The sequence below is a fragment of the Pseudomonas sp. 32_A genome (assembly GCF_017490905.1).
GTDB classification, from domain to species: domain Bacteria; phylum Pseudomonadota; class Gammaproteobacteria; order Pseudomonadales; family Pseudomonadaceae; genus Aquipseudomonas; species Aquipseudomonas inefficax.
Window position 1 is genome coordinate 63,389 of sequence record NZ_JAFGYI010000024.1, and the last position, 25,766, is coordinate 89,154.

22 protein-coding genes are annotated in these 25,766 nt (G+C 64.2%); 14 read left to right on the forward strand and 8 right to left on the reverse strand.

The genetic code is table 11. From position 1 onward, the window contains the following. Positions 1-132: 132 nt before the first annotated feature. The 5 genes from J5M58_RS16025 to J5M58_RS16045 all read right to left on the reverse strand — a co-directional run bounded on the left by J5M58_RS16025 (position 133) and on the right by J5M58_RS16045 (position 3,502). Positions 133-1,017 (reverse strand): pseudouridine synthase, encoded by an 885-nt coding sequence (locus tag J5M58_RS16025; RefSeq protein WP_207878716.1) that lies wholly within the window; start codon positions 1,015-1,017, stop codon positions 133-135. Between the two features lie 51 nt (positions 1,018-1,068). Continuing rightward, a complete protein-coding gene (locus J5M58_RS16030) occupies positions 1,069-1,377 on the reverse strand; it encodes a hypothetical protein (protein WP_004376097.1) in 309 nt (102 codons plus the stop codon). A gap of 65 nt (positions 1,378-1,442) precedes the next feature. Continuing rightward, complete coding sequence (locus tag J5M58_RS16035) at positions 1,443-1,874, reverse strand: D-Ala-D-Ala carboxypeptidase family metallohydrolase (RefSeq protein WP_112252112.1); 432 nt, start codon at positions 1,872-1,874, stop codon at positions 1,443-1,445. Positions 1,875-1,982: 108 nt separating this feature from the next. Then, positions 1,983-2,222: a glutaredoxin family protein gene (locus tag J5M58_RS16040; RefSeq protein ID WP_063913871.1), complete on the reverse strand. Its 240-nt coding sequence runs from the start codon at positions 2,220-2,222 to the stop codon at positions 1,983-1,985. A 71-nt stretch (positions 2,223-2,293) separates the two neighbouring features. Then, positions 2,294-3,502 (reverse strand): ammonium transporter, encoded by a 1,209-nt coding sequence (locus J5M58_RS16045; RefSeq protein WP_207878718.1) that lies wholly within the window; start codon positions 3,500-3,502, stop codon positions 2,294-2,296. Between the two features lie 313 nt (positions 3,503-3,815). Between J5M58_RS16045 and J5M58_RS16050 the strand changes: the two genes are divergently transcribed. From J5M58_RS16050 to dacB, 8 genes are all read left to right on the forward strand, one after another. Then, the gene (locus J5M58_RS16050) at positions 3,816-4,130 is read left to right on the forward strand and encodes a YqjD family protein (RefSeq protein ID WP_085625198.1); all 315 of its coding nucleotides are present in this window, start codon (positions 3,816-3,818) and stop codon (positions 4,128-4,130) included. 9 nt (positions 4,131-4,139) lie between these two features. After that, the gene (locus J5M58_RS16055; protein WP_013971683.1) at positions 4,140-4,514 is read left to right on the forward strand and encodes a phage holin family protein; all 375 of its coding nucleotides are present in this window, start codon (positions 4,140-4,142) and stop codon (positions 4,512-4,514) included. After that, positions 4,511-4,840: a hypothetical protein gene (locus J5M58_RS16060; protein WP_112252110.1), complete on the forward strand. Its 330-nt coding sequence runs from the start codon at positions 4,511-4,513 to the stop codon at positions 4,838-4,840. The genes J5M58_RS16055 and J5M58_RS16060 overlap by 4 nt, the downstream gene beginning before the upstream one ends. A gap of 168 nt (positions 4,841-5,008) precedes the next feature. Further along, positions 5,009-6,340, forward strand: coding sequence for a deoxyguanosinetriphosphate triphosphohydrolase (locus J5M58_RS16065; protein ID WP_112252109.1), 1,332 nt, complete (start codon positions 5,009-5,011; stop codon positions 6,338-6,340). 283 nt (positions 6,341-6,623) lie between these two features. Then, positions 6,624-7,241 (forward strand): response regulator transcription factor, encoded by a 618-nt coding sequence (locus J5M58_RS16070; protein WP_112252108.1) that lies wholly within the window; start codon positions 6,624-6,626, stop codon positions 7,239-7,241. Positions 7,242-7,249: 8 nt separating this feature from the next. After that, entirely contained in the window at positions 7,250-10,882 is a 3,633-nt protein-coding gene (locus J5M58_RS16075) for a transporter substrate-binding domain-containing protein (RefSeq protein ID WP_112252107.1), read from the forward strand. A gap of 41 nt (positions 10,883-10,923) precedes the next feature. Beyond that, on the forward strand, positions 10,924-11,268 hold the full coding sequence (locus tag J5M58_RS16080; protein ID WP_003248695.1) for a YggL family protein: 345 nt from the start codon (positions 10,924-10,926) through the stop codon (positions 11,266-11,268). Between the two features lie 185 nt (positions 11,269-11,453). Next, positions 11,454-12,911: a D-alanyl-D-alanine carboxypeptidase/D-alanyl-D-alanine-endopeptidase gene (gene dacB, locus J5M58_RS16085; RefSeq protein ID WP_085625203.1), complete on the forward strand. Its 1,458-nt coding sequence runs from the start codon at positions 11,454-11,456 to the stop codon at positions 12,909-12,911. 130 nt (positions 12,912-13,041) lie between these two features. Here dacB and J5M58_RS16090 read toward each other — a convergent pair whose 3' ends face one another. Both J5M58_RS16090 and rlmKL read right to left on the reverse strand, forming a co-directional pair. Further along, a complete protein-coding gene (locus J5M58_RS16090) occupies positions 13,042-15,432 on the reverse strand; it encodes a diguanylate cyclase (protein ID WP_112252106.1) in 2,391 nt (796 codons plus the stop codon). Positions 15,433-15,526: 94 nt separating this feature from the next. Further along, positions 15,527-17,719 (reverse strand): bifunctional 23S rRNA (guanine(2069)-N(7))-methyltransferase RlmK/23S rRNA (guanine(2445)-N(2))-methyltransferase RlmL, encoded by a 2,193-nt coding sequence (rlmKL, locus tag J5M58_RS16095; protein ID WP_207878720.1) that lies wholly within the window; start codon positions 17,717-17,719, stop codon positions 15,527-15,529. Between the two features lie 561 nt (positions 17,720-18,280). Here rlmKL and J5M58_RS16100 point away from each other — a divergent pair. Next, on the forward strand, positions 18,281-18,496 hold the full coding sequence (locus J5M58_RS16100; RefSeq protein WP_003248687.1) for a ribosome modulation factor: 216 nt from the start codon (positions 18,281-18,283) through the stop codon (positions 18,494-18,496). Positions 18,497-18,711: 215 nt separating this feature from the next. On the opposite strand, the gene J5M58_RS16105 is transcribed toward J5M58_RS16100, so the two are convergent. Further along, on the reverse strand, positions 18,712-19,734 hold the full coding sequence (locus J5M58_RS16105) for a quinone-dependent dihydroorotate dehydrogenase (RefSeq protein WP_112252103.1): 1,023 nt from the start codon (positions 19,732-19,734) through the stop codon (positions 18,712-18,714). A gap of 321 nt (positions 19,735-20,055) precedes the next feature. Here J5M58_RS16105 and J5M58_RS16110 point away from each other — a divergent pair, with 321 nt between their 5' ends. The 5 genes from J5M58_RS16110 to cobA all read left to right on the forward strand — a co-directional run. Beyond that, positions 20,056-21,267, forward strand: a complete 1,212-nt coding sequence (locus J5M58_RS16110; protein ID WP_112252102.1) for a CmpA/NrtA family ABC transporter substrate-binding protein — start codon at positions 20,056-20,058, stop codon at positions 21,265-21,267. Between the two features lie 12 nt (positions 21,268-21,279). Continuing rightward, complete coding sequence (locus tag J5M58_RS16115; RefSeq protein ID WP_112252101.1) at positions 21,280-21,855, forward strand: ANTAR domain-containing response regulator; 576 nt, start codon at positions 21,280-21,282, stop codon at positions 21,853-21,855. A gap of 306 nt (positions 21,856-22,161) precedes the next feature. After that, a complete protein-coding gene (locus J5M58_RS16120; protein ID WP_207878722.1) occupies positions 22,162-23,373 on the forward strand; it encodes a NarK/NasA family nitrate transporter in 1,212 nt (403 codons plus the stop codon). 9 nt (positions 23,374-23,382) lie between these two features. After that, positions 23,383-25,053 carry a bifunctional protein-serine/threonine kinase/phosphatase gene (locus tag J5M58_RS16125; protein WP_112252099.1) on the forward strand — a complete coding sequence of 557 codons (1,671 nt, stop codon included), beginning with the start codon at positions 23,383-23,385 and terminating at the stop codon, positions 25,051-25,053. 27 nt (positions 25,054-25,080) lie between these two features. Next, the coding region (gene cobA / locus J5M58_RS16130) for a uroporphyrinogen-III C-methyltransferase (RefSeq protein WP_207878724.1) at positions 25,081-25,766 on the forward strand (686 nt) is incomplete at its 3' end.

Genomic DNA, 25,766 nt, shown 5'->3' on the forward strand with positions numbered 1-25,766 from the left:
ACCCGCGAACACCGGCAAAGCCGGTGCCATCCAGCGCACAGGCTTCTTCGCGGGTGAACCCGCTCCCACAGGGGACCGCGCAAGCCTTCAGAGTGCATTCACTGCAACTGCTTCCTGCAATGAGCGTGTGCTTTACCAATCCAGGCGCAAGCAGCTCTCGTAGTAGCGCTCTTCCCCGCTCAACGGGTCTGCAAAGCGCAGGCTCTGCGCCAGCAACTTCAGCGGCCGCTGGTAGTCATCCTCTTCGTTGACCAACTGCGGATAGAACGGGTCATTGCAGATCCCCGCCCCCAATGCTGCCATGTGCACACGTAACTGATGGGTCTTGCCAGTCACCGGCGACAGCCCGTAACGCCACAGCTCACCGTTCTTCTCCAGCACTTCGGCCAGGGTTTCGCTGTTGGCCTCCCCCTCTACCTCATGCATGCGGAAAAACGGCTCGCCATGTCCCAGGCGGCTTTTGTGCACCAGCGGGAAAACGTGCTGCGGCATGGCCGCGGCAATGGCCTGGTAGCGCTTGTCGATGCGACGTTCAGGGAACAGCCGTTGGTAGGCACTGCGGCTCTGCGGGTTGGCGGAAAACAGCACAAGCCCGGCGGTATGCCGGTCGATACGGTGCAACGGCACCAGATGCGGGTTGCCCAGGCGGCGGATCAGGCGGCGCAACAAGGTCTGTTCGACGTATTCACCAGTCGGCGTCACTGGCAGGAAATGCGGCTTGTCGGCCACCACCAGGTGCTCATCCACATGCAGTATGGTCTCCTGCACCGGGATCGGCCGCTCGTTCGGCACCTCACGGAAGTAGTGCAAACGCATACCGCGCTTGTAAGGCAGTTCGGCAGAAACCGCCCTGCCCTCGGCATCCAGCACCCGGCCACGGGCAAAGCGGTCGAGCCACTGGGCGCGGTCGATGGCCTTGAAATAGTCACACAGGCAGTCGAGCACCGTCGCCCAGTTACCGGGGGGCAGGCACACCGTGCTGGCTTGCTGGCGGGCGGGGTCGAAAGGCGTGGTCATGGCAGGGCTCGAAACGTTCACGGCCGCGCATTATCCCCCAAGCCCGCGCCCTCAACCAGCCTGGGCAATGGCCTCACAGCGCTCCTTCAGCCAGCGCAACACCTGCACCGGCTCCCAGCGCCCAGGGTCATAGAGGGCATACAGCAGCCCCTGGTAACCCACCACATCCAGCCCACGGTGGTAGCCGGCACGCTGGAACAAGGCCTCGATCTCGGCGAAGCAGGTATTGAAGTGGACCTTGCCGAACGGCGTACGGTCGTCGGTAACCAGGCCTTCGAGGCGCAGTTCCAGAACAGCATCGGCCACCCGCTCGACGGGCATGCGGTTGACGCTGTACTTGAGTTGCTCGACATTGAGCATGGCTTCACCTCGATACTGTATTTATATACAGCATACGAACATCCCCTTGCCGCCGTCAATGCGCTTCATTGCAGCCCCGGCAGATAGCCGCTGCCTTTACGAATGGTCAACACCTGGCGCCGAGGGACGCCGCGCGATACGGCCAGGTGCACCCAGTTATCGAATTCGAGGATCAGCTGGTCGAAGGGAATGGCGCTTTCGCTGACCCGGAGCACAACCTCGCGCGGGCTCACTCCAAACACCGTGAAGTCAGCCGCCAGCCCCTGCAAATGCTGGCTCGTCCGCGCCCCGCCAATGCGCTGGTTGACCGCGGGGCTGCGATAGCCGCTACTGACGATGACCGGTGCGCCGAACAGCGCCCGCACCTGCTCCAGTGAATTGCACAGCAACTGCAGGTTGGCACGCGCCTCGGCTGGTGGATTATTGTCGAGCCCTTCCCTGGCGGCGAGCTGCGAAACGGTCATTTCATCGAGGGTGAAATGGGGTGAAATGAGCATGGCTGGGTTCCTGATGACCGGTGAAAAATGCCGGCCTCAAGGTGCCGGCAGCCGATCATCACAACGCAGCATGCCGCATGGAGCAGGGACAGACCTCCCCTGGCGCAATTACTGCGCGAGAAACGCCACCACCTGTTCGGCATCGAACGGCCAGTGCAGTTCGGCGCCGTTGTCACAGCGGCGCAGCACCGGAATGATCAGGCCGTAGCGTTCGAACAGGGCTTCGTTCTCGGCAATGTCGACCAGCTCTACCAGCAGGCCATGGTCGACGAAGGGCATCAGCACGGCCTCGGCCACTTCACACAGGTGGCAGCCGAGGGTGCCGAACAGTTGGCATTCAGGCAGCATGGGGCAAGTCCGCGTTGGCAGGAGGGAAACCTATTCTAGGTCCGTCCTGCGCACAGTGCACCTGACCTGGCTCAATCCTGGCTGGTGGCGCCGATACGGTGCAGCGACAGGTCCGCGCCCTGGAACTCCTGCTCATGGCTCAAGCGCAGTCCGTTCAGCGCGCGGATTGCACCATACACGGCAAAACCGCCGGCCAATGCCACCACCACGCCCATCAGACTGCCCAGCACCTGGCTGACCAGGCTCACACCGCCCATGCCACCCAGTACCTCCTGGCCGAAGATGCCGCAGGCCATGCCACCCCATACGCCACACAGGCCATGCAACGGCCACACACCCAGCACATCGTCGATCTTCCAGCGGTTCTGCGCTGCGGTGAAGCTCCAGACGAACAGCGCGCCCGCCACCAGGCCGGTGGCCAGCGCACCAATCGGGTGCATCAGGTCGGAACCGGCACACACCGCCACCAGCCCGGCCAACGGCCCGTTATGCAGGAAACCTGGGTCGTTACGCCCGGCCAGCAAGGCCGACAGGGTGCCACCGACCATGGCCATCAGCGAGTTGATCGCCACCAGGCCGCTGACACCCTGCAGGGTCTGGGCACTCATGACGTTGAACCCGAACCAGCCGATGATCAGGATCCACGACCCTAATGCCAGGAAAGGAATGCTCGACGGCGCAAACGCCACCAGCCGGCCCTCACGGTAGCGCCCGCGGCGCGCGCCCAGCAGCAGTACCGCCGCCAGCGCCAGCCAGCCGCCCATGGCATGCACCACCACCGAGCCGGCAAAGTCATGGAACGGCGCACCGAAGCGTGCCTGCAACCAGGCCTGTACGCCCAGGTTGCCGTTCCACACCACCCCCTCGAAGAACGGGTAGATGAACGCCACGATCAACGCCGTGGCGCACAGTTGCGGCACGAAGCGTGCCCGCTCGGCGATGCCCCCGGAGATGATTGCCGGGATCGCCGCGGCGAAGGTCAGCAGGAAGAAGCACTTGACCAGCGCATAGCCATGGTCGGCAGCCAGCGCCGCCGCCGGCTGGAAGAAGCTGACCCCGTAGGCGATCCAGTAGCCGATGAAGAAGTACACCAATGCAGAAATAGCGAAATCGCTGAGAATCTTCGACAAGGCATTGACCTGGTTCTTGTGACGCACCGTGCCCACTTCGAGAAACGCGAAGCCGGCATGCATGGCCAGCACCAGGATGGCGCCCATGAGAATGAACAGGGTGTTGGAACCGTGGACCAGAGAGTCCATCGCGCTGTGCATGTTTTCCATGAAATAGGCAGGCCTGCTGAAAAAGGCACCAGGACAGTTCAAGAACCTGCATCCCTGCACCGAATCGGTGCCAGCTCCCTGCCCTGTTCCGGTGAGCCGGGCGGAGCCTGCGTGGTTTTTTCTTGGGTTTGTCGTGGATTGGGTTAAGGTTTATCGGTATCCGCTGCGCTGGCGCCCTGAATCGGCGCAATACTCACCCTGGGCGCCCCGCAACGTGGCAAAGCCATAGCAAGGCTCATACCAGCGTCGGCACTTGAACCTTCCGCGCGTGCGATCACTCGAACTACCAACATTCATCGACAGGGAGACACCCATGGCCAGCAAATCGGCAAAGACTGCACAAGAGATATTGATGGCTGACTTCCAGGCACTGGTCCGCGACACCGAGAAGCTGCTGGCCGACACCGCCAACCTGGCAGGCGACCAGGCTGACGAGTTGCGAGAACAGATCCACGACCGCCTGACCCAGGCCCGCGAAACCCTGCAGCTGACCCAGGACTCGGTGCGCGAGCGCGGCCAGGCAGCACTGGGCAGTGCCGAACAGTACGTACAGGAAAAACCATGGCAGGCGATCGGCATTGCCGCTGGCGTCGGCCTGTTGATCGGCCTGCTGGCCAACCGGCGCTAAGGGGTTCCCATGGAGAACGACGCCAACGGCGCCAGCGCCTCGGGCAAGCGCCTGGGTGCGGCTGCCCTGGGGCTGCTGCACAGCCATATCGAACTGTTCGGCATCGAGTTGCAGGAGCAGAAGGGCCGCACCTTGAGCCTGCTGCTGTTCGCTGGCCTGGCCCTGGTATTCGCCCTGCTGCTGCTGACGGCGCTGTCCGGGCTGCTGCTGGTGCTGCTGTGGGACAGCTATCGCCTGGCCGGCATCATCGGCCTGTGCGTGTTCTACGGCATCGCCGCGCTGTATTGCGGCCTGCGCCTGAAGGCAGCGGTGTTCGACGAGTCGTCGCCCTTCGGCGCCACCCTCGAGGAACTTGCCAAGGACCGGGAGCGCCTGTTGCCATGAACCTGCCAGAACTGCCAAACACCCGTAACCCGCGCGAACTGCGCAAGGCGCTGCTGCGCCTGCGCATGGAAATGCACCGCCAGGAAATCCGCCACGAGTCCGCGCAGTTGCTGGAGCCACTGCGCCGCGTGCGCGGCATGGGCAGCTCGCTGCACGATGGGCTGGGCATCAAGCATGCACCGCTGTGGGGGATAGGCGCCGTGGTGGCGCTGGGCTTCCTCACCGGCAAGGGCGTGCGCAGCGGCAACCTGGCGCGGCTGGTGCGCCTGGGCACCAGCCTGCTGCCGTTGCTGCGCCTGTACCTGCAAGGCAGCCGCCGCCCCTGACGATCTGTATTGCCCCTTGTGGGAGCGGGTTTACCCGCGAATGCGGCACTGGAGACACCGACGCATTCGCGGGTAAACCCGCTCCCACAGGGTCGGTATCGACCTGCCCCTTGCGCATATGCACGCGACACTGGAAGCTAATGCCTTCGATCCACAGGAGACCGCGCCTTGGACTGGCACACCCTGCTCACCCGCGAACGCCTGGGCAAAGCCCTGTACAGCGCCGATGAACTCGGGCGCAGCCCCTTTCACAAGGACCACGACCGCATCATCTTCTCCGGTGCCTTCCGCCGCCTCGGGCGCAAGACCCAGGTGCACCCGGTTTCCAGCAACGACCATATCCACACACGCCTGACCCACTCGCTGGAAGTCAGCTGCGTCGGCCGCTCGCTGGGCATGCGCGTCGGCGAAACCCTGCGCGACAGCCTGCCGGACTGGTGCGCCCCCAGTGACCTGGGAATGATCGTGCAGTCGGCCTGCCTGGCCCATGACATCGGCAACCCACCGTTCGGCCACTCTGGCGAAGACGCCATCCGCCACTGGTTCCAGCAGGCCGCCGGGCGCGGCTGGCTGGACGACATGAGCGACGACGAGCGCGCCGACTTCCTCAACTTCGAAGGCAACGCCCAAGGCTTTCGTGTACTCACCCAGCTGGAATATCACCAGTTCGACGGTGGTACCCGGCTGACCTATGCCACCCTCGGCACTTACCTGAAGTACCCGTGGAGCGCACGCCACGCCGACGCCCTGGGTTACAAGAAGCACAAGTTCGGCAGTTACCAGAGCGAACTGCCGCTGCTCGAGCAGATCGCCCGCAAGCTCGGCCTGCCACAACTGGAACATCAGCGCTGGGCGCGCCATCCGCTGGTCTACCTGATGGAAGCCGCGGATGACATCTGCTACGCGCTGATCGACCTGGAAGACGGCCTGGAAATGGAGCTGCTGCAATATGCCGAAGTCGAAGCGCTGCTGCTCGACCTGGTCGGCGAGGACCTGCCGGAAACCTACCGCCAGCTCGGCCCTGGCGACTCCAGGCGGCGCAAGCTGGCGATCCTGCGCGGCAAGGCCATCGAGCACCTGACCAACGCTGCCGCCCACGCCTTCGTCGAACAGCAGCAAGCCTTGCTGGCCGGGCAGCTGGCGGGCGACCTGGTCGAACACATGCACGGCCCGGCCAAGCGCTGCGTGCTGCAGGCCAAGGACATGGCACGCAACAAGATCTTCCAGGACAAGCGCAAGACCCTGCACGAGATCGGCGCCTACACCACGCTGGAGATTCTGCTGAACACCTTCTGCGGGGCCGCCCTCGAACAGCACGGTGGACGCACGCCGTCGTTCAAGAGCCGCCGGGTACTGGACCTGATCGGCAACAACGCCCCCGACCCGCACGGCTCGCTGCACAGCGCCTTCCTGCGCATGATCGACTTCATCGCCGGGATGACCGACAGCTATGCCAGCGAAATGGCCCGGGAAATGACCGGGCGCTCCAGCCCGACCTGAGCCCTGCCGGTGCAGCCCGGGTATCGCCCGGAGCTGCACCGTACATTGTGAGAAACTTCCTACATATGCTGGCGACAAGTTAAACAGCACGAATAAAAACAAATGAAAAGTTACCAAACACATTTTGACATTGGGTTAAACGCGCCTGTTTCGTAGCCCGAATTGTTTTATCTTGTAAGCCATTTCCCATATAGGGCTGATAGCCCTTCCTCGCATGCCCGATGACTTTCAACTGCGATAAGGTGCCGCCTGTCACCCTCAATCGCCCGCAGGGAAGTTGAACATGCATTCCATATTTATCGTCGACGACCATCCCGTCATCCGCCTGGCTGTTCGTATGTTGCTGGAAAACCAGAATTACAAGGTTGTCGGCGAGTCGGACAACGGCGTGGACGCCATGCAGATGATTCGCGAAACCGCCCCCGACCTGGTCATACTCGACATCAGCATCCCCAAGCTGGACGGGCTGGAGGTGCTTGCCCGGTTCCAGGCCATGGCCCTGCCCCTGAAGGTGCTAGTACTGACCGCGCAATCTCCGGCCTTGTTTGCCGTGCGCTGCATGCACTCCGGTGCTGCAGGCTATGTGTGCAAGCAGGAAGACCTGAACGAACTGCTCAGTGCAATCAAGGCCGTGCTGGCTGGTTACAACTATTTCCCCAGCCAGGCAATCAAGCATGACCAGGCGGTAAATGCCGACTTGCAACTTTTCCGCCAGGTGAATGACCGCGAACTGATGGTACTGCAACTATTCGCCCAAGGCCGCAGCAACAAGGAAATTGCCAAGGGCATGTTCCTCAGCAGCAAGACAGTCAGTACCTACAAGAAGCGCCTCATGCACAAACTTCAGGTCAATACGCTGGTCGACCTGATTGAAATGGCCAAACGCAACGCGCTGGTCTGAGGGTAGTCATGGCGTACCCTATCGTTCGCCTGTTGCTCACCCTGCTCCTGTTCAGCGGCGTGGCACAGGCTACCCATCACGAGGCTTCATCCTATACCTTGCTGGCACGCTCATCGGCCAAGCCGGCACTGCCTGCGCTCACCGACGAGCAACGGCAATGGCTCGAAGGCCGTCAGGAACTGGTGCTGGGGACCTCGGCTCCGGACTACCCGCCGTTCGACATCACCAGTGGGGGCCGCGACTACCAAGGCCTTACCGCCGAGTACGCGAGCCTGATCGGCAAGGCCCTGCAGTTGCCCGTGCGGGTTCTGCGCTTTTCCAGCCGACAAGCGGCGGTGGAAGCGCTCCGGCATGGCGATATCGACCTGCTTGGCAGCGCCAACGGCTACGAAGCGGCCAGCGATGGCCTGGCCCTGTCGCACCCCTATGCCATCGACCAACCGGTACTGGTAACGCGCGAGGACGAAAGCCGGGCGCTGGACACGGGCCTGGCCGGCATGCGCCTGGGCATGCTCTACCACTACCTGCCCCGGCAGGAGGTGAACAGAACCTACCCCAAGGCCGAGCTCCTGGCCTTCGGCTCGTCCAGCCAGGCCCTGAGTGCCGTGGCGTTCGGCCAGGCCGACGTGTTCATCGGCGATACCATTTCCACCCATTACCAGCTCAACCGCGGCCACCTGCCACGCCTGCGCATGGCCAGTTTCGGCAAGCACGAAGCCATCGGCTTCGGTTTTGCCCTGCGTCACGAGGACAGGGTGTTGATGGAGATGGTTAACGCCACCCTGGACAGACAGACCTCGGCCATACGCGCCAGTATCTTCAAGCGCTGGAGCGCCGGTAGCGACCTGCTGCTGACCGACCGCAAGCTGCAACTGACCGACACCGAAGAGCAGTGGCTGAAGGACCACCCGGTAATGCGTGTGGCAATCGATGACACCGCTGCACCTGTCTCCTATTTCGATGGCTCGGGGCATTTTCGCGGCATCACCGCCGACCTGCTCGAACTGCTTCGCCTGCGCACCGGCTTGCGTTTCGAAGTGCAGCGCGCCAGCGGCCTTGCAGACATGATTGCCCGCCTGAAGGACGGCCGCGCCGATGTCATCGCCGCACTGGCCACCGGCGGGGTGAACGAAGACGACCTGCAAATCAGCCAGCCCTACCTGGAAAGCGCCTATGTGCTGGTCAGCCGCAAGGACAAGCAACCCTTCACCTCGCTGGAACAGTTGCAGGGTCATCGCATCGCCATTACCCGCTACAGTGCCATGGACGCCATGCTGTCGCGGCACTATCCGCAAATCGGCTGGGTCGAGACCGAAAGCTCGTTCTATTCCATGGCGTTGCTCAACAGTGGTGCCGTCGATGCGGTGATCACCACCTTGATCGACGCCAACCACGCGCTGGCCGGCAACCCTGAACTGGTCATCCGGGCCACTGTCGGCAGCGACCCTGCCAGCTTCGCCATGGCCACCAGTGCCCCGTCGCAGGCGCTGGTGTCGATCCTCGACAAGGCGCTGCTGAGCATCTCGCCGGAAGAACTGGGGGTCATCAACAACCGCTGGCGCGGCTTCAGCCTGCACGAGGATGGCAACGACCACGGTTACCGAAGGCTGGCGATACAGGTGGTACTCGGCACCGCCGTGCTGTTGCTGCTGGCCTTGTTGTGGAATGCCCGCCTGCGCCTGCAGATTCGCCAGCGGCAACGCGCCGAACGGGCATTGAACGACCAGGTGGCATTCATGCGCGCCCTGCTCAACGGCACGCCCCACCCCATGTACGTGCGTGACCGCGAGGGCCGCCTGCAAAGCTGCAACTACAGCTACCTGGAAGCCGTGCAGGCGCGCTCCGAGGAGGTCATCGGCAAGAACCTGGAGGGGAGCCTGTTCGCCGATTGCGAGCAGACCCGGCAGATCCACGCCGACTACCTGAAGGTAATGGCCGAAGGCTCGCCACTGATCATGGACCGGACACTACGGATCCAGGACCGGGAGATGACCATCTACCACTGGATTCTGCCGTACCGCGACTCACTGGGTGAGGTGCAGGGCATCATCGGTGGCTGGATCGACATCAGCGAGCGCCGCCATCTGGTCATGGAGTTGCGCCAGGCCAAGCAGCAGGCCGACGATGCGAACCGCGCCAAAAGCACGTTCCTGGCCACCATCAGCCACGAAATCCGCACCCCGATGAATGCGGTCATCGGCATGCTCGAGCTGGCAGTCAAGCGTGCCGACCAAGGCCGGGTAGACCGCTGCGCGCTGGAGCTGGCCCACCATTCGGCCAAAGACCTGCTGGGCCTGATCGGCGATATCCTCGACATCGTGCGCATCGAATCCGGGCACTTGTCCCTCGCCCCGGAGGCCGTCGACCTGGCGGCCCTGGTCGAATCGGTGGGGCGTATTTTCGAAGGCCAGGCGCGGCAGAAAGGCCTGGCCCTGGAGGTGATGATCGCGCCGGCCGCACGCTGCCATGCCCTGCTCGACCCCCTGCGCTTCAAGCAGGTCCTGTCCAACCTGGTGAGCAACGCCATCAAGTTCACCGAGCATGGTCAGGTGCGCATCTGCGTCGGCCTGGAAGACGACGGCGCCACCACTCCCGCCGTGCTGGAGCTGGAAGTGCGCGACAGCGGCATCGGTATCCACGCCGACGACCTGCAACGCCTGTTCAACCCGTTCATCCAGGCCAACCCGCATAGCCAGAGCGCCCGCGCGGGTACCGGGCTAGGCCTGGCCATCTGTCGCAACCTGTGCGAAATGATGGGCGGCAGCCTGACCATCAAGAGCCTGGAGGATGTCGGCACCCAGGTGCGCCTGAAGATGCCGCTGCAGCGGGTTGACGCTGCAGCGCCGCCGGCCCCGCTGATCGAGAACCTCGATGTGCCGGACCCGCGGCTGAGCGTACTGGTGATCGATGACCACCCGGCCAACCTGCAGCTGATGGCACAGCAGCTTGGCTACCTGGGGCTGGAGCACACCAGCGCCCGCGACGGTCGCGAAGGCCTGGCCACCTGGCGGGCGGGGGACTTCGATGTGCTGGTGCTCGACTGCAACATGCCGCACATGAACGGCTACCAGCTGGCCACCGCCGTGCGTACCGAGGAACGCCATGGCAAGCGGCCGCGCTGCACCATTCTCGGCTACACCGCCAACGCGCAGCCGGAGGTACGCCGCAAGTGCCTGAGCGCCGGCATGGACGACTGCCTGCTCAAGCCCATAAGCCTGGGTACGCTCAGCCAGCGCCTGGCCGGCATCCGCCCGCGCCGCCGGCAGAAATCGCGGCGCAAGCTGTACAACCTGGACGGCCTGGCCACAGTGGTCGGGCATGACCCGAACGACCGCCAGCGCTTCCTGATGGCGTTGCAGCAGAGCCTGCAGGCCGACCTGGCAACTTTGATGGCATTGCATCCGCAGCACGACAGCGATGCCATTGCCGAACAGGCGCACAAGGTGCTCAGCGCCGCGCGGATGCTGGAAGCCCCCGAACTGATGAAGGCTTGCGAAGCCCTGGAGGCAGGCGGCTTGCCTACCGCCCAGATACGCCTGCGGCGCCAGGCACTGGCACGGCATATGTGCCGGGTAGAACGTGCCCTGGCCAGGGAGCTGGCCACCGGTAGCTGCACACAGGCAGGCAGCCAGGCGTGTTAACTGGTAGACTGCGCGGCGTTATTACCTAAGAGGATTGTTTCATGGCCACAAACCGCTCCCGTCGTCTGCGCAAGAAGCTGTGTGTCGACGAGTTTCAGGAATTGGGCTTCGAGCTGAACCTGGAATTCAAGGAAGATCTGGACGACCAGGCAATCGATGCTTTCCTCGACGCGTTCCTGGAAGAAGCCATGGACGCCAATGGCCTGGACTATGTAGGCGGTGACGATTTCGGCCTGGTGTGCTCGGTCAAACGCGGCTCGGTCAGCGAAGAACAGCGTGCAGCCGTTGAAGCCTGGCTCAAAGGCCGTAGCGAACTGACCAAGATCGAGGTCAGCCCGCTGCTGGACGCCTGGTACCCGGAAAAGCCGATCAACAAGGCCGAGTGATACCGGCCCGGCTCGATCGCTGAAAAGGCCACCCTTAGGGGTGGCTTTTTTATTGGGGGTGCTTTTCCGTCGAACGTGGCGCATCGTCGCTGCGCTTGGGGCATAATGCGTATTCTTTCATTCTGGGGCCATCATTCCTTACAGCCCCAATGCCCTTTTCCCTCGCCGTAGGGTATTTATCGATCATGATCAAAACGCTTCGTCCCCTCGTTCTTGCCGGCCTGCTGTTGCCACTCGCCCTGCCCAGCCAGGCCGCCGCCGTCAACACCACGCTGCCTGCCAAAGTGCAACAGGCCCTCAAGGCCAACAAACTGCAGGATTCTGCCCTGTCGCTGGTAATGCTGCCGCTGGACGGCCCCGGCACACCGACCGTGTTCAATGCCGATGTCTCGGTCAACCCGGCCTCGACCATGAAACTGGTCACCACCTACGCCGCCCTCGAACTGCTCGGCCCGACCTTCCAGTGGAAAACCGAGTTCTACACCGACGGCACCCTGAGCAACGGCGTACTCAACGGTAACCTGTACCTCAAAGGTGGCGGCGACCCGAAACTGAACATGGAAAAGCTGTGGTTGCTGATGCGTGACCTGCGCGCCAATGGCGTGCGCACCATCACCGGCGACCTGGTGCTGGACCGCAGCCACTTCGTGCAGCCGAACCTGCCGCAGTTCAACGATGACGGCGGCGATGAGAACAAGCCTTTCCTGGTCAAGCCCGACTCGCTGCTGGTCAACCTCAAAGCCCTGCGTTTCGTGGCCCGCAACGATGGCGGCAAGGTCACCATCGCGGTCGAACCGCCGATTGCCAGCATCCGTATCGACAACCAGGTCAAGGCGGTAGCCTCCAAACAGTGTTCGGGTGATGTGCGCTACAACCCCGTGCAGCAAGCCGACGGCATCAGCGTAACGGTCAGCGGCCAGCTGGGTGACGGCTGCAACTCGCAGACCTACCTGTCGCTGCTCGACCACCCGACCTACGCCGCCGGTGCCGTGCGCGCGATCTGGAACGAGCTGGGTGGCAGCATCCAGGGCGGCGACCGCTTCGAGAACGTGCCCAAGGGCGCTCGCCTGCTGGCCCGTGCCTTCTCGCCAGACCTGGTGGAAGTGATCCGCGACATCAACAAGTACAGCAACAACACCATGGCCCAGCAGCTGTTCCTGAGCCTTGGCGCGCAGTTCCGCACCGATGCCGACGGTGACGACGCTCGCGCCGCCCAGCGCGTGGTGCGCCAGTGGCTGGCGAAGAAGGGTATTACCGCGCCGCACCTGGTGATGGAAAACGGTTCCGGCCTGTCGCGTGCCGAACGGGTCAGCACGCGGGAGATGGCGGCAATGCTGCAGGCGGCCTGGAAGAGCCCTTATGCTGCCGAGTTCATGAGCTCGATGCCGCTGGTGGGTATGGACGGCACCATGCGCAAGCGCCTGAAGCGCACCGCCATGACCGGCGAAGGGCACATCAAGACCGGTACGCTGAACACCGTACGGGCAATTGCCGGCTTCAGCCGTGACAGCAACGGCCATACCTGGGCAGTGGCGGCGATCCTCAACGATCCGAAACCGTGGGGCGCCTCGCAGGTGCTCGACCAGGTGCTGCTGGATTTGTATCGCCAGCCGAAACTGGCCGGCAGCACAGCGGCCAACTGACAGGTAGCCAGTACCGGCCCTTTCGCGGCTAAAGCCGCTCCCACAGGTTCAGCGCAGGGTTCAAGACCTGCAATTTCCCTGTGGGAGCGGCTTCAGCCGCGAAAGGGCCGGCATTGGCAACTGACAGCTGTCAGGCCAACTCCCCCTCCACCCGGTCCCGCCCAGCCTGCTTGGCTGCATACACCCCGGCATCAGCCCGCAACAGCAAGGCATCGGCCCCTTCCCCCGGTCGCCAGCCCGCCACACCAAAACTCGCGGTCACCCTGCCCACGCCCTCCACCGGCACATTGCGTACGCCTTGCCACAGCTCCAGTGCCAGCAGCCGCGCCTGCTCGGCATCGCTGCCCGGGCACAGCACCATGAACTCTTCGCCGCCCAGCCGGCAGAACACATCGGTACGCCGCAAACGCTGGCCGATACGCAGGCACAGGCTGCGCAGCACGCGGTCGCCGACGGCATGGCCGAAATGGTCGTTGATGCGCTTGAAGTGATCGATATCGAGCATGATCACCGCCAGCGCCAGGCCATCGCGCTGGGCTCGTTCCAGTTCGAGCTTGAGCCGCTCCTGGAAGTAACGGCGATTATGGATGCCGGTCAGCGAGTCGGTCACCGACAGCGCACGCAACTCTTCCTCCACGCCCTTCAGGTCGGAGATGTCGGTCAGGTAGCCATGCCACAAGGTGCAGCCCTGCTCGCCCACCTCCGGTGTCGCCTCGCCACGCACCCAGCGCAACCCGGCACGCGGCAGGCAGACGCGGTATTCTTCGCGCCAGGGCGACAGGTGTTCGGCCGAGTAACGCACCGAGCGGCGCACGCGCTCCAGGTCGTCCGGGTGGATGCGCTCGAACACCGCGGTGGCGTCCTCGCGCAGCTGCTGCAGGTCGACTTCGTAGATGTCGTACAGGCCCATGCTGGCATACGGAAAGCAGGAGTGGCCGTTGCCATCCAGGCGGTACTGGTAAATGCCGCCCGGCACCTCGGCACTGAGCTTTTCCAGAAGACGGTCACGCGCTGCCAGCGCCTCATGCACCCGACGCCGTTCAGTAACATCGATGCAGATCGCCAGGTAACCGATCCATAACCCCTGTTCATCGAGCATGGCGGTGACCAGCATGTTGGCCACCAGTTGGCTGCCATCGGCACGCAACAAGGTCCACTCCCCCGGTTCGGCGCCATGCTCCTGCGCTGTTTCGGCGAACATGGCCTGGCCACCTTCAATCGGTCGGCCGTAACGCAGGCTCAAGGCATGGGCACGCAGGTTCAACTCTTCGGGCAGCACCAGGTCCTCCAGGCGCAGCTGGCCGATCGCCTCACTGGCCGGGTAACCGAGCATGCGCTCGGCGCCGGCGTTGAAAGTGCTGACCACGCCCTTGAGGTTGGTGGCGATGATCGCCACCTGGGTTGCGGCATCCAGCACGCTGCGCAGCTGGTTGTGGGTACCGCGCAGTGACTGCTCGCTGACACGCAGCTCGGCAGTGCGCTGCTCTACCAGGGCCAATGCGCGCTGGCGCTGGCTGAACAGGCTGTAGAGCAACACGCTGAGCAACAGGCTCAACAAGCTGCCCAGCAGGCTCACAGCCAGCACCGCGGAGGAACGGTTGGCGCGCACGAAGGCCTGACTCGGCCGGATATTCAACTGGAAGTGGTGGTCAGCCAGGTGCAATAGCTGGTTGCTGGCCAGCGGCAGGGGTGCGACCGGGTTCTGCGAGTCGAACATCACCTCGGGGCCATGTAGCCCGGTGGGGTCGACGATACGCACCACAAGGTTATCGTCTGCCGTAACCGGGCGCCCGTCGCTGATCAGCTCACGCATGCTCAGCAAGGCCATCACATAACCCACTGCCGCGCCGCGGGGGTTGGCATCGGAAAACACCGGCGCCACCATCAGCAGGCCACGCGCATCCGAGCTGGTATCGAACATGGGCAGTGGCTCGGACACCGCCATGCTGCCCGGCCCAAGCGCCCGCGCCAAGGCCGCCAGGGGCACTTCCTGGCCGGCGAGGTCCAGCCCATAGGGCAGCCCGGGCAATTCACCCGACTGGGTATAGAGTACCGGGAAGTAATGGTCGCGCTGGGGGGATGGGTGCCACTGGCCTTGTTCATCCTGGTCGCGGATCACATAGCCCGGGCCGGAATGCGCACTGGCCTGGCGCTCGAACTCGGCGCGTTGCGCGGCCTCGACACGCGGCGCCCAGGCGTAGGCCAGGGTCCGTTGCAGCAATGGCCGGGCGTAACCGTCGAACTCGTGTGGGGTGATTTCGTTGGAAAAGCTGAAAAACCGCCGCAGCCCGTCCAGGCGCTGCTGCTGTTCATCAAACCGCTCGGCGATACGGCTGAAACGCTCGCTGGCCAGCAGCTCGAAGCGCTGGCGCAGCTGCTGCTTGTAAAAGGTTTGCGCGGCTAGCGCCAGGACGGCCGTCAACAGGCCGCCCACGACCAGGGCGACCAGGGCGACCGCCCAGGCGGATAATGCCTCTGTGCACAGGCCAAGCAACCGCGCGCACACGCCACCCTTTGACATACACCCATCTCGTCACGTCAGCGTCCTGCGGATTATCTTGCCCTGTCCCCAGTTATAGCTATTGGCCATTAGCCGCGCAATGTACCTCGTCGCCTCAACGAAGCTGCAGGCGCCAGGCGCGATGGATACGGTTGTTGCGGGCGAAGTCCGGGTCCAGGGTCTGGGCCGTGATTTCCTCCACCGCGTAACGCGCCATCAGGTGCTCGTCCAGCTGGAACTTGCGGAAGTTGTTGGAGAAATACAGCACGCCACCCGGCGCCAGGCGGGCCATGGCCAAATCAAGCAGCTGCACGTGGTCACGCTGCACATCGAACACGCCTTCCATGCGCTTGGAGTTGGAGAAGGTCGGCGGGTCGATGAAGATCAGGTCGTAGCTGTCGCGGTTACCCTCCAGCCAGGCCATCACATCGCCCTGCTCCAGGCGGTTGCGATCCGAGAAGCCATTAAGCGCCAGGTTGCGCCGCGCCCAGTCCAGGTAGGTTTTCGACAGGTCGACGCTGGTGGTGCTGCGGGCGCCACCCTTGGCCGCATGCACGCTGGCCGTGGCGGTGTAGCAGAACAGGTTGAGGAAGCGTTTGCCGTCTGCTTCGCGCTGGATGCGCATGCGCATCGGACGATGGTCGAGGAACAGGCCGGTGTCGAGGTAATCGGTAAGGTTGACCAGCAGCTTGACGCCGCCTTCGTTCACTTCCTGGAAGCGGCCTTCGGTTGCCTGGCGCTCGTACTGGCGCGTGCCGCTCTGCCGCTCGCGACGCTTGAGCACCACACGCTGCGGCGAAATGCCCAAGGCCTGCGGGATGGCTGCCAGCGCGTCGAGCAGGCGTGCCTGAGCCTTGTCCGGGTCGACCGAACGTGGCGCGGCGTATTCCTGCACGTGCACCCAGTCCTGGTACAGGTCGACCGCCAGGGCATATTCGGGCATGTCGGCATCGTACAGGCGGTAGCAATCGACCTGCTCGCGGCGGGCCCACTTGCCCAGCTGCCGGAGGTTTTTCTGCAGGCGGTTGGCGAACATCTGCGCACCTTCCGACAAACGTGCCGGCTCGCTGGCCGGTACTGCCTGCTGGCGGGTTTGCGCACCTTCAGGCTGCGCCTCGCGGCGCTCGCCGGTGACGAACTGGTCGGGCTGCACCTTGAACAGCAGCAGCTTGCACGGCAAGGCGCCGTTCCAGAATGCGTACTGCTTGTGGCTGCGAATACCCATGCGCTTGCCCAGCTGCGGCGCGCCAGTGAATACCGCCGCTTCCCAGCCCATGCAGGCCTGGCGCAGGCGCTCGCCGAGGTTCTGGTAGAGGTACAGCAGGCTGGCTTCGTCACCCAGGCGCTCGCCATAGGGCGGGTTGCTGATGACCAGGCCTTTCTGGTTCTGGTCCGGGCGCGGCTCGAAGGTGCTGACTTCGCCCTGGTAGATCTTGACCCAGTCGCCCAGGCCGGCACGCTCGACGTTGTTGCGGCCTGGCTGGATCAGCCGCGGGTCGGCCTCGTAGCCACGGATCCACAGCGGTGGCTTGGCCAGGCCGGCCTGTGCCCGCGCCTGCGCCTCGTCATGTACCTTGCGCCACAATGCCGGTACGTGGCCAAGCCATGCACTGAAGCCCCAGCGTTCACGCTTGAGGTTGGGCGCTATATCGGCGGCGATCATTGCCGCTTCGACCAGGAAGGTACCCACACCGCACATCGGGTCGGCCAGCGCGCCACCTTCGGCGGCAATGCGCGGCCAGCCGGCGCGGATAAGCACCGCCGCCGCCAGGTTTTCCTTCAGCGGCGCGGCGCCTTGCTGCAGACGGTAGCCACGCTGGTGCAGGCTGTGCCCGGAAAGGTCGAGGGAGAGAATGGCTTCGCCACGGTCCAGGCGCAGGTGCACGCGCACATCCGGGTCGATCTTTTCCACCGACGGGCGCAGGCCTTCGCGGTTGCGCAGCTTGTCGACGATCGCGTCCTTGACCTTCAACGCACCGAAGTGGGTGTTGTCGATGCCCGAGCCATGGCCGCTGAACTCCACTGCCAAGGTGCCGTCGGCTGCCAGGTGATCAGCCCAGTCGACCGCGTGCACGCCGTCGTAGAGGTCGTCGGCGTTCTTCATGGAGAAGCGCTTGAGTACCAGCAGCACCCGGTTGGCCAAGCGTGACCACAGGCACAGGCGGTAGGCGGTTTCCATGTCGGCGGCGCCGCGAATGGCCGAGGTGTGCTCGCGCACGTCATCCAGGCCGAGGGCCCGGGCCTCTTCGGCAAGCAGGCCTTCCAGGCCTTTGGGGCAGGTGAGGTAAAGTTCGAAACGGTCCGACATGAGTAATCCAGCGCCTTGGGCTATTTGACTGACGGGGCGACGCATCGCCCCGCGATGTTTGCCCGCACACCTTTCCAGCAGGCGTGCGGGTGGCCTTTCGTGGCACGCGAGCGTGCGGTGAAAGGCCGGGCCGCCTGACCGATCTGTGCTTGGCCCAGTGGCAAAGACAGCTTAGATCATCAGGCAGTACGAAAAATTCTGGCGATACCGGGGCCGATGTGACCCTTCGTCGCATTTCAAATTATTTCTGTCATCCGCAAGCCACGCTGGCGAAATGACGTCAATGATCGGCAAACCCTGATCATAGCGGGCTCAACGCTAAACAAGGTTGAGTCGCATTTATTTACTTATCCCCTCACCCTTGGAAAGGTTACGTGCTTATGACAAATCGATCATTCACACCGTGACTCGCATTCGATAGAACTGGTCTCAGGCCGCTTCGCAACGAGGCGGCACTTTCAGCTCGCCACGCCGGCAGCGAGCGCACACCGGCAGAAAGACTCTGCCCGGCCTCGGAGAGGCCGACGGGACATTACAGTCAACAAGTGAGGGCAACACCCTATGAGAAGACTTAAGCGTGATCCGTTGGAAAGAGCATATTCACGTGGCTACCAATACGGGGTCACCGGCAAATCCCGCGAACTTTGCCCCTTCAATCTTCCTTCTGTTCGCCAAGCCTGGATCAACGGCTGGCGTGAAGGTCGCGGTGATAACTGGGACGGAATGACTGGCACCGCTGGCATCCATAGACTCAACGAAAATCACGCCGTTGGCTGAACGAGGACACTGAATTCGATTCACCATGCACGCCCTATCCGGGCGGCGGGCGAAGGCCCAGGGGCCCCTTGATGGGGCCCTTTTTTTGCCATGGCAAACCTTCCCAACTGCACTGGCCTCTTCGCGGGTAAACCCGCTCCCACAGGGACTACACAAGCTTGAGAGCAGTGAAGTACCTGTGGGAGCGGGTTTACCCGCGAAGAGGCCGTGTCAGGTCACCGCGGCATCGCAGCGATAGCATCCACCGCTTCGCGAATCAGCGCCGGCCCCTTGTAAATGAAGCCCGAATAAATCTGCACCAGGCTCGCGCCGGCAGCGATCTTCTCGGCGGCATGGCGGCCTTCGGTAATGCCGCCAGCGGCAATGATCGGCAGCTTGCCGCCCAGTTCGCCCGCCAGCACCTTGACGATGTGGGTGCTCTTTTCCAGCACCGGCGCGCCCGACAGGCCGCCCGCCTCGCCACCGTATGGCAGCCCTTCGACACCTTCACGCCCCAGCGTGGTGTTGGTGGCGATCACCGCATCCATGCCCGACTCCATCAGCGCTGCGGCCACCAGGGCAGTTTCTTCGTCGCTCATGTCCGGGGCAATCTTGATTGCCAGAGGTACGCGCTTGCCATGCGTGCCGGCCAGTTGCTCACGGCGCTCGGCCAGGGCATCGAGCAACTGCTTGAGCGAATCGCCAAATTGCAGGCTGCGCAGGCCCGGGGTGTTTGGTGAACTGACGTTGACCGTGATGTAACTGGCCGCGGTGTACACCTTGTCCAGGCAGATCAGGTAGTCATCGACGGCACGCTCCACCGGGGTGTCGAAATTCTTGCCGATGTTGATGCCCAGCACGCCGGTGTAACGCGCAGCCCGCACCCGGCCGAGCAGGTGATCAACGCCCAGGTTGTTGAAGCCCATGCGGTTGATGATGGCCGTTGCCTCCGGCAGGCGGAACAGCCGCGGCTTGGGGTTGCCCGGCTGCGGTCGCGGGGTGACGGTGCCGATTTCGACGAAGCCGAAGCCCAGCTGGGCGAAACCGTCGATGGCCGCACCGTTCTTGTCCAGGCCGGCCGCCAGGCCCACCGGGTTGGCGAAGTTCAAGCCCATGACCGTAACCGGCAAAGCCGCCGGCTGCTTGCACAGCACGCCGTTGAGGCCAAGACGGCCACCGGCGCCGATCAGGTCCAGGGACAGGTCGTGGGAGGTTTCCGGGGAAAGCTTGAACAGCAGCTGGCGGGCCAGGGTATACATGGGCGGGCAAGGCTCGGGGTGAATGAGGGGGCGATTATAGCCAGCGTGGGGCCGGCATGACAGCAAATCGTGGGGCCGGTGAAGCTCTGACAGCCAGTGCAGTACCTGTGGGAGCGGGTTCACCCGCGAACACCGGCGAAGCCGGTGCCATCCACCGAGCTGCCTGCTTCGGGGGTGAACCCACTCCCACAGGGATCGCACAAGCTTTTAGCTTTGCGCAAGACAGTTGCTTTCACGGGGCCGCAATGCGACCCCAGGGCCTTTGGCACATGCGTTGCACCGGAAAAGCCCACAGCCTTATCAGTACGGGCGAGGAACCTTGTGAACACTGTACCCCGAGCAACGCCCCTGGCCTGGGTCAACGGCAGCGACGCGCCGGAAAAGCCCAGCCTGAACATCGGCTACATGGCCCTGACCGACTGCGCCTCGGTGGTAGTCGCCGCCACCCAGGGCTTTGCCCAGCAGCACGGCCTTACCCTCAACCTCAAACGCCAGGGTTCCTGGGCCGGGCTGCGCGACAAGCTGGTCAGCGGCGAACTGGATGCGGCGCACTGCCTGTATGGCCTGGTCTATGCCGTGCACCTGGGCATCGGCGGTGTACCGGCCAGCGAAATGGCCGTGCTCATGGGGCTGAACCAGAACGCCCAAGCCATAAACCTGTCTCCGGCCCTGCAGCGCAAAGGCGTGACCAACCCTGAAGCATTGGCGCGCCTGGCGCACCAGCATGGCGCACGCCTCACCTTTGCCCAGACCTTCCCCACCGGCACCCACGCCATGTGGCTGTATTACTGGCTGGCCAGCCAGGGCATCCACCCATTGCGCGACGTCGACAGCGTGGTGGTGCCACCGGCACAAATGGCCGCGCATATCCAGGCCGGGCGCATCGACGGTTTCTGCGTGGGCGAACCCTGGGCTGCCGATGCAGTGGCCACGGGCCAGGGCTTCACACTGGCCACCAGTCAGTCGATCTGGCCAGACCATCCGGAGAAGGTCCTGGCCTGCGCCCGCGCCTTTGCCGAGCAATACCCCAACAGTGCCCGCGCGCTGATCAAGGCGGTCCTGGCCGCCAGCCGCTTCATCGAGCAAAGCCCGGAAAATCGCCGCAGCACTGCGCAACTGCTCAGCGGCAGCGCCTACCTGGCCACCCCGCTGGCGAGTATCGAACCACGCTTGCTGGGCAGCTACCACGATGGCCTGGGCAACCACTGGCAAGATCCCCATGCACTGCGCCTGCACGACCATGGCCGGGCCAACCTGCCGTACCTGTCCGACGGCATGTGGTTCATGACCCAGTTCCGCCGCTGGGGCCTGCTGCGCGATGATCCCGACTACCTCGGCGTGGCCCGCCAGGTCCAGCAGCTGGCGTTGTATGGCGAGGCGGCACAAAGCCTCGGCGTGGCCTGCCCTGAACCAATGCGCAGCAGCCTGTTGATCGATGGCAGCCGCTGGGACGGCAGCGACCCCTACGGTTATGCCCGCAGTTTCAGCCTGCATGCCATGGGCGACCTGCCCGATGCCCGTGTCGGCGCGTGAGGGGTACCATTCATGTTGCGCATCCTCCTGATCGACGACACCCAGAGCAAACTCGGTCGCCTCAAGGCGGCCTTGAGCGAGGCCGGCTTCGAGGTCATCGAAGCCCCCGGCCTGACCATCGACCTGCCCGCCTGCGTCGAAACGGTGCGCCCGGATGTGGTGCTGATCGATACCGACTCACCGGACCGAGATGTGATGGAACAGGTGGTGCTGGTCAGCCGTGACCAGCCACGCCCCATCGTTCTGTTCACCGACGAGCATGACCCCGCCGTGATGCGCCAGGCGATTCAGTCGGGGGTCAGCGCCTACATCGTCGAAGGCATCCATGCGGCGCGGCTGCAGCCGATCCTGGATGTGGCCATGGCCCGCTTCGAAAGTGACCAGGCACTGAAGGCACAATTGTTGGCGCGCGACCAGCAACTGGCTGAGCGCAAGCGCATCGAGCAGGCCAAGGGTTTGCTGATGAAGATGAAGGATTGCAACGAAGAACAGGCCTACACCCTGATGCGCCGCCAGGCCATGAGCCGGCAGCAGAAGCTGATCCAGGTGGCCGAGCAGATCATTGCCATGCATGAAATGCTGGGCTAGCAACCTGCTTCACGCGGTCCCTGTAGGAGCGGCCTTGTGTCGCGATGGGCTGCGCAGCAGCCCCAGGATCTCAGCTTCGCGGCAGAGATTGCCGGGGCTGCTGCGCAGCCCATCGCGACACAAGGCCGCTCCTACAAGGGGACAGCAACTTCTCCGAGTTGGCCCATCTCTTGCTGAACAAATATCACCGGTAGCCAACGGCGGTTGCCCACTTGATCCCGACAAAGACGTCGCTCTCCCCTCCACCCATGTGGAGCGGGTAGCGGCGTCTTTTTCGTTCCGTTGCATTGCCGAGTGAGGTGTTCGATGAGTACCAGCTTCTGGAAATCCGGGCATGTGCCCACGCTGTTCGCCGCGTTCCTGTACTTCGACCTCAGCTTCATGGTCTGGTACCTGCTTGGCCCACTGGCGGTGCAGATTGCCGCCGATCTGCAGCTGAGTGCACAACAACGGGGCCTGATGGTGGCCACACCGATCCTGGCCGGGGCGATATTGCGCTTTGCCATGGGCGTGCTGGTCGACCGCCTGTCGCCCAAGACCGCCGGGCTGATCGGCCAGGTGGTGGTCATCGTCGCCCTCGCCGCTGCCTGGTACCTGGGCGTGCACAGCTATGAACAAGCGCTGCTGCTGGGTGTTTTCCTCGGCTTTGCTGGCGCTTCGTTCGCCGTGTCACTGCCGCTGGCCTCGCAATGGTACCCACCTCAGCATCAAGGCAAAGCCATGGGCATTGCCGGTGCCGGCAACTCCGGCACAGTGTTCGCTGCCCTGTTGGCCCCTGCGCTGGCTGCAGGCTTTGGCTGGAACAATGTGTTCGGCTTCGCGCTGATCCCGCTGTCGCTGGCCCTGTTGGTGTTCGCCCTGCTGGCACGCAATGCCCCGCAGCGCCCCAAGCCAAAAGCCATGGCCGACTACCTCAAGGCCCTGGGCGACCGTGACAGCTGGTGGTTCATGTTCTTCTACAGCGTCACCTTCGGCGGCTTCATCGGCCTGGCCAGCGCCCTGCCCGGCTATTTCAGCGACCAGTATGGCCTGAGCCCGATCACCGCCGGCTACTACACCGCTGCCTGCGTGTTCGCCGGCAGCCTGATGCGCCCACTCGGCGGCGCCCTGGCCGACCGCTTCGGCGGTATCCGCACTTTGCTGGGCATGTACAGCGTGGCGGCCATCTGCATCGCCGCAGTCGGCTTCAACCTGCCTAGCGCAGCCGCTGCACTGGCCCTGTTCGTCAGCGCCATGCTCGGCCTGGGGGCCGGCAATGGCGCAGTGTTCCAGCTGGTGCCGCAACGCTTCCGCCAGGAGATCGGCGTGATGACCGGGCTGATCGGCATGGCCGGCGGCATCGGAGGCTTCCTGCTGGCCGCCGGGCTTGGCACCATCAAGCAGCACACCGGTGACTACCAACTGGGGCTGTGGCTGTTCGCCAGCCTGGGCTTGCTGGCCTGGTTCGGCCTGCACGGCGTGAAACAGCGCTGGCGCACCACCTGGGGCTCGGCTGCGGTTACTGCGGCGCGAGTCTGAGGCACAGCCATGAGCCTGCAACTTAAGTTTGCCCAGGCCAGCGCCACCGGGCCGCGCGAGGAAAACCAGGACGCTCTGCGCCTGGTTACCCCGGCGCCGGAGCTGGCTGCCAGCAAGGGCTACCTGTTCGCCCTCGCCGACGGCGTCAGCCAATGTGCCGATGGCGGCCTGGCAGCCCGTGCCAGCCTGCAGGCGCTGGCTCTGGACTATTACGCCACCCCTGCGACCTGGAGCGTGGCCCAGGCACTCGACCGCCTGCTGCTGGCACAGAACCGCTGGTTGCGCGCCCAAGGCAGCGGCCAGCCACTTTTGACCACCCTCAGCGCGTTGGTGCTGCGTGGCCGGCGCTTTACCTTGGCCCACGTAGGGGACTGTCGCGCGTACCGCTGGCACGCCGGGCGCCTGCAATGCCTGAGCGAAGACCACGTATGGGACCAGCCCGGCATGCAGCATGTGCTGAAGCGCGCGCTGGGCCTGGACCAGCACTTGCTGGTGGATTACCTGGAAGGCGAACTGCAGCCGGGCGAGAGCTTCCTGCTGTTGAGCGATGGCGTATGGGCCAGCCTGGGCGACCAACACATCCAGGCGGTGCTGCGCGAGCAACCCGACCTGCAACTGGCCGTCGACACCCTGGTCGCCAGCGCGCACCTCAACGGCAGCCAGGACAACGCCAGTGCCTTGCTGGTGCAGGTCGAGCAACTGGGCACAGCCAACCTGGGCGACACCTTGGCGCAACTGCAGCAATGGCCTGTGCCCGGCCCGCTGCGTGAAGGCCAGGTAATCGATGGCTGGCAAACCGAAAAGCTGCTTTCGCACAGCCGCCAGTCGCTGCTGTACCGGGTGCGCGATGGCCATGGCCGAGCCTGGCTGCTGAAGACGCTGCCACCCGCGCGCGGGCAGGAGCCTGGCGCAGCGCAAGGGCTGTTGCTGGAAGAATGGTTCCTGCGCCGGGTCGCTGGCCGGCACTTCCCCGAGCTGCACACCGCCAGCCAGCGCCAGCACCTGTACTACGTGATGCGCGAATACCCCGGCCAGAGCCTGGCAGCGCTGCTGGCCGAGCACGGCCCGCTGCCCATGCCGCAGTGGCTGGAGCTGGCCCGGCAACTGCTGCAGGCGGTCGGCGTATTGCACCGGCGTAACCTGCTGCACCGCGACATCAAGCCAGAGAACCTGCACCTGGGCAGCGATGGCCAGCTGCGCCTGCTGGACTTCGGCCTGGCCTACTGCCCGGGCTTGTCCGAAGACCCGCTGCACGAGTTGCCGGGCACGCCGTCATACATTGCCCCGGAAGCATTCGATGGCCAACCGCCCAGCCCACGTCAGGACCTGTATGCCGTGGGCGTGACGCTGTATCACCTGCTGACCGGGCACTACCCCTACGGTGAAGTGGAGGCCTTCCAGCGCCCGCGCTTCGGCCAGCCGGTCAACGCCGCACGCTACCGCCCCGACCTGCCGGAATGGCTGCAGCACAACCTGCAGCAGGCACTGGCAGCCGACCCGGCGCAGCGCTTCGAAACCGCCGAACAATGGCTGCTGCTGCTCGAACGTGGCGACCGCCAGGAACTGCCCAGCCGGCCACGGCCGTTGCTGGAGCGCGAGCCATTGAAGGTATGGCGCACCCTGGCGCTGCTGTCCTTGCTGTTCAACCTGATATTGCTGCTCACCCTGCTCAAGGGCTGAACGCACCTTGCCGATGAGGAAACCCTGATGAATGCGAAAGTCTGGCTGGTTGGCGCTGGCCCTGGCGACCCAGAACTGCTCACCCTCAAGGCTGTACGCGCGTTGCAGCAAGCTGCGGTGGTGATGATCGACGACCTGGTCAACCCGATGGTGCTGGAGCATTGCCCGCAGGCCCGGGTGATCGCCGTGGGCAAGCGCGGCGGCTGCCGCTCCACGCCACAGGCGTTCATCCAGCGCCTGATGCTGCGCCATGCACGGCAAGGGCGCTGCGTGGTGCGGCTCAAGGGCGGCGACCCATGCATCTTCGGCCGTGGCGGTGAAGAGGCGCTGTGGCTGCAGGGGCATGGCATCGAGGTGGAAGTGGTCAACGGCATCACCGCCGGCCTGGCCGGCGCCACGCAATGCGGGATTTCCCTGACCTCGCGAGGCGTGAGCCGGGGCGTGACGCTGGTCACGGCACATACCCAGGACGACAGCGAACTGAACTGGGCAGCCTTGGCCCAGGGCGGGACGACGCTGGTGGTGTACATGGGTGTGGCCAGGCTGGAGCAGGTGCGCCAAGGGTTGCTGGACGGGGGCATGGCACCGGGGACGCCGGTGGCGATGATCGAAAATGCCTCGTTGCCGCAGCAGCGGGAGTGCAGGAGCGATGTGCGGGGGATGGTTGAGGATGCGCGGGGGTTTGGCTTGCGTAGCCCGGCGATATTGGTGAT

Coding starts and splice junctions, on each gene's coding strand:
- J5M58_RS16040 (WP_063913871.1), bottom strand. CDS start 2,222: ATGCTGCCTGAATGCCAACTGTTCGGCACCCTCGGCTGCCACCTGTGT.
- J5M58_RS16080 (WP_003248695.1), top strand. CDS start 10,924: ATGGCCACAAACCGCTCCCGTCGTCTGCGCAAGAAGCTGTGTGTCGAC.
- J5M58_RS16115 (WP_112252101.1), top strand. CDS start 21,280: ATGTTGCGCATCCTCCTGATCGACGACACCCAGAGCAAACTCGGTCGC.
- J5M58_RS16105 (WP_112252103.1), bottom strand. CDS start 19,734: ATGTATACCCTGGCCCGCCAGCTGCTGTTCAAGCTTTCCCCGGAAACC.
- J5M58_RS16055 (WP_013971683.1), top strand. CDS start 4,140: ATGGAGAACGACGCCAACGGCGCCAGCGCCTCGGGCAAGCGCCTGGGT.
- J5M58_RS16075 (WP_112252107.1), top strand. CDS start 7,250: ATGGCGTACCCTATCGTTCGCCTGTTGCTCACCCTGCTCCTGTTCAGC.
- J5M58_RS16120 (WP_207878722.1), top strand. CDS start 22,162: ATGAGTACCAGCTTCTGGAAATCCGGGCATGTGCCCACGCTGTTCGCC.
- J5M58_RS16090 (WP_112252106.1), bottom strand. CDS start 15,432: ATGTCAAAGGGTGGCGTGTGCGCGCGGTTGCTTGGCCTGTGCACAGAG.
- J5M58_RS16070 (WP_112252108.1), top strand. CDS start 6,624: ATGCATTCCATATTTATCGTCGACGACCATCCCGTCATCCGCCTGGCT.
- J5M58_RS16100 (WP_003248687.1), top strand. CDS start 18,281: ATGAGAAGACTTAAGCGTGATCCGTTGGAAAGAGCATATTCACGTGGC.
- J5M58_RS16025 (WP_207878716.1), bottom strand. CDS start 1,017: ATGACCACGCCTTTCGACCCCGCCCGCCAGCAAGCCAGCACGGTGTGC.
- J5M58_RS16030 (WP_004376097.1), bottom strand. CDS start 1,377: ATGCTCAATGTCGAGCAACTCAAGTACAGCGTCAACCGCATGCCCGTC.
- J5M58_RS16045 (WP_207878718.1), bottom strand. CDS start 3,502: ATGGAAAACATGCACAGCGCGATGGACTCTCTGGTCCACGGTTCCAAC.
- J5M58_RS16060 (WP_112252110.1), top strand. CDS start 4,511: ATGAACCTGCCAGAACTGCCAAACACCCGTAACCCGCGCGAACTGCGC.
- dacB (WP_085625203.1), top strand. CDS start 11,454: ATGATCAAAACGCTTCGTCCCCTCGTTCTTGCCGGCCTGCTGTTGCCA.
- J5M58_RS16125 (WP_112252099.1), top strand. CDS start 23,383: ATGAGCCTGCAACTTAAGTTTGCCCAGGCCAGCGCCACCGGGCCGCGC.
- J5M58_RS16050 (WP_085625198.1), top strand. CDS start 3,816: ATGGCCAGCAAATCGGCAAAGACTGCACAAGAGATATTGATGGCTGAC.
- J5M58_RS16035 (WP_112252112.1), bottom strand. CDS start 1,874: ATGCTCATTTCACCCCATTTCACCCTCGATGAAATGACCGTTTCGCAG.
- rlmKL (WP_207878720.1), bottom strand. CDS start 17,719: ATGTCGGACCGTTTCGAACTTTACCTCACCTGCCCCAAAGGCCTGGAA.